Source organism: Lactobacillus nasalidis, assembly GCF_016587775.1.
In the GTDB taxonomy this organism is placed as follows: Bacteria; Bacillota; Bacilli; order Lactobacillales; family Lactobacillaceae; genus Lactobacillus; species Lactobacillus nasalidis.
In genome coordinates, this window is sequence record NZ_BOCG01000391.1 from 1 (window position 1) to 2,606 (window position 2,606).

At 57.9% G+C, this 2,606-nt stretch carries 2 protein-coding genes and 1 pseudogene; 2 read left to right on the forward strand and 1 reads right to left on the reverse strand.

Annotation, left to right across the window (positions count from 1 at the left end; translation table 11 throughout):
• Positions 1-48: 48 nt before the first annotated feature.
• Together lacNas_RS07115 and lacNas_RS07120 are read left to right on the forward strand one after the other, a co-directional pair.
• Positions 49-1,125 (forward strand): serine hydrolase domain-containing protein, encoded by a 1,077-nt coding sequence (locus tag lacNas_RS07115; RefSeq protein ID WP_373868165.1) that lies wholly within the window; start codon positions 49-51, stop codon positions 1,123-1,125.
• 107 nt (positions 1,126-1,232) lie between these two features.
• The gene (locus tag lacNas_RS07120) at positions 1,233-2,348 is read left to right on the forward strand and encodes a serine hydrolase domain-containing protein (protein WP_201331771.1); all 1,116 of its coding nucleotides are present in this window, start codon (positions 1,233-1,235) and stop codon (positions 2,346-2,348) included.
• Positions 2,349-2,406: 58 nt separating this feature from the next.
• On the opposite strand, the pseudogene lacNas_RS07125 reads toward lacNas_RS07120, so the two are convergent.
• Positions 2,407-2,606: pseudogene (locus lacNas_RS07125) on the reverse strand (glycoside hydrolase family 3 N-terminal domain-containing protein); the annotation flags it as partial.

A 2,606-nucleotide genomic window follows, 5' to 3' on the forward strand; every position in this document is an offset into this window, starting at 1 on the left:
TTTTTTGAAAAAAGTTATCTGAGAAAGCTCTCCGGCATCGTCAGCCGCCTGCTCTTAGCGGGCAGCCTCTTTGGGGCAGCGGCCGTGCCGGGCGTGGCTCACGCTGAAGCAAGAAAGAGCGACGTGCGCCAGGTCATGCGGGACAACCACCTGGCCGGATCGGTCCTGATGGTGCAAAATGGCAGCGTGCAGACGGTCAATTACGGCTACGCCTGGTTTGGCCGGCGGCTGGAAAACGGGTCTGCCGCCATCACTTACCCGGCGGCTTCTTTGCAGAAGGTGGTGACCGGGGCGATGCTGGTGCAGATCATGAATGAGAAGAAGCACACCAGCCAGGACTTCAGCCAGTACACCAGAATTTCGCGCTGGTATCCGCACTTGAAGAACGCCAGCCGCGTCACGGTGGGCAATTTGCTGACTCACACGAGCGGCTACCGGGCCAGCGGGTCTGAAAGCAACCGCGGCCGGCAGCTCTCTGAGAACCAGGCCATCAGCTGGGTGACCCAGAAAATCAACGCCAGCTGGCAGTACCAGCAGGGGAGCTACCACTACAACAATGCCAATTACGTGCTGCTTGTGGGCATTATCCGCAAGCTGACCGGACACTCATATGCCTACAATTTCAACCGGCGGATCGTCCGGCCCCTGGGGCTGAAGGCCACCTCGCTGAGAAGCAGCATCCCCTGGACCCGCAGCCAGGCGGTATCTTACGCCTACCTCTGGCAGCGCAAGTACCAGCGGCCGGTTTCCCTGCCCAAGTCCGTGGCTTCACAGATCCCCGGCGCCGGCAACATGTGCACCACGCCGCTGGAATACTACAAAATGATGCTCAGCCTGCAGGACGGGGCCGTGCTGAATCAGAGCGACTACTATTATCTGACCCACCTCAAGGCCAGACGCGGCCAGTACAGCGGGGGCATGTACCTCAAGCGGGGCGGCAAGGTCAAGAGCGCCTTCGGGGCGATTTCCGCCGAGCACTATGCGACCTATGTGCAGCTGACAAGCGACAACCGCAACGGGATCATCATGTTTGTCAACGAACGCAGCCAGACTGAACAGCAGCTCAAGGGACTGGCCTTTGGTTTGCTGGAGAAGATCCAGCGGCAGACTTTCAGTCTGAATTAGGAGGGCAGAATTAATTTTTTAAAAAAATCCATAACCTTTTCGCTTTTGAACAAAATGGACGTATAATATTTTTAACGTGCCAAGCAGCGCGTTAGAAGGGAAAGAAATTGCTTAAAAAGGAAAAGAAAATCATCACGGCCGTGCTGCTCACCCTGCTTTTTGCGGCGGTATGGCCGGAGAAGACGGCACCGGACCGGGTAACGGCAGCCGACATGACCGGTTTTGTCAACCGCTTGTTTAAGAAAAAGCACCTGGCCGGCAGCGTTGCCGTGGTCAGAAACGGGCATGTGCAGGTCATCAGCTGCGGCCTGGCCCGGGTCCGGGGCAGAATCAAGAACGGCGACCGCCGGATCCTGTACCCCGTAGCCTCTTTGCAAAAAGAAGTGACTGGAGCCATGATCATCCAGCTGATGGAAGAAAAAAAGGGCAGTCCGGCTGCCTTCAGCGAGCACACGAAGATCTCGCGCTGGTATCCCAATTTGCGGGATGCCGGCAAGATTACTGTCGGCGAGCTGATGTCGCATACCTCAGGCTTTCTGCTGCCGGAAGTGGAAGTCGACCGCCATGTCAATTACTCTGAAGCCCGGGCGATCAGCTGGCTGGTCAACCGGCTGAACCAGCTCCCAAAGGACCCGGTAGGGACCTATCACTACAGCGACGTCAACTATATCCTGCTGGCCGGCATCATCAGAAAACTGACGGGCAAGTCCTATGCCTGGAACTTCCAGCAGCGGGTAGTCCGGCGCTTGGGCCTGAAGTCGACCTGCCTGGGTCGGCCGGGCAAGGGCAGGCTCCTGGCTGAATCTTATTGCCGCAAGCGGGGCAGGGACTACCAGCGGCCGGTTTCCTTGACGCGGTCGCGCCTGTCGCAGCTGGTCGGCGCCGGAAACATGCTGACGACCGCGGGCGACTTTTACACGCTGCAGGCAGCCCTGGGGACCGGGGAATTTTTGTCACCGAGCGCCTTTTACAAGCAGACGCACCTGAAGAGCAAGGTCAACCGCTACAGCGGCGGGCTTTACCTGAAGAAAGGCGGAGCGGTCAAGCTGGCTTATGGAGCCATCAATGGCGCGCACTACGCGGCCTACTTCCAGCTGACCGCGGACAACAAGAACGGCATCGTCATGTTGCTAAACGAGCGCAGCGGCGGCGAGAACTCAGTGAAGTCCGCCGGCTACAAGATTCTGCAGGAAATCATGTTCGATACTTTTTCTAAAAGCTAGCAAGAGAAATTTTAAAAGGACCAACTCAAAAAAGAGTCGGTCCTTTTTTGCGCCCTTGTTAGAGGGAAAAGCTGTCTTGCAGGGTCTGCACCCGGGTTAAGGCGTCCGCGATCCGGCCTTCAGGCAGATCGCCTCTCTCAACGGCGGCTTCCAGATCAGGCAGCTTGGCCAGCTGTCCGCCCAACAGCAGGTCAGCCCCGGCGGCCAGAGCCAGAACTTCTGGGCAGGTCTGCTTTTCAGCCGCGTAATCCAGCGGCG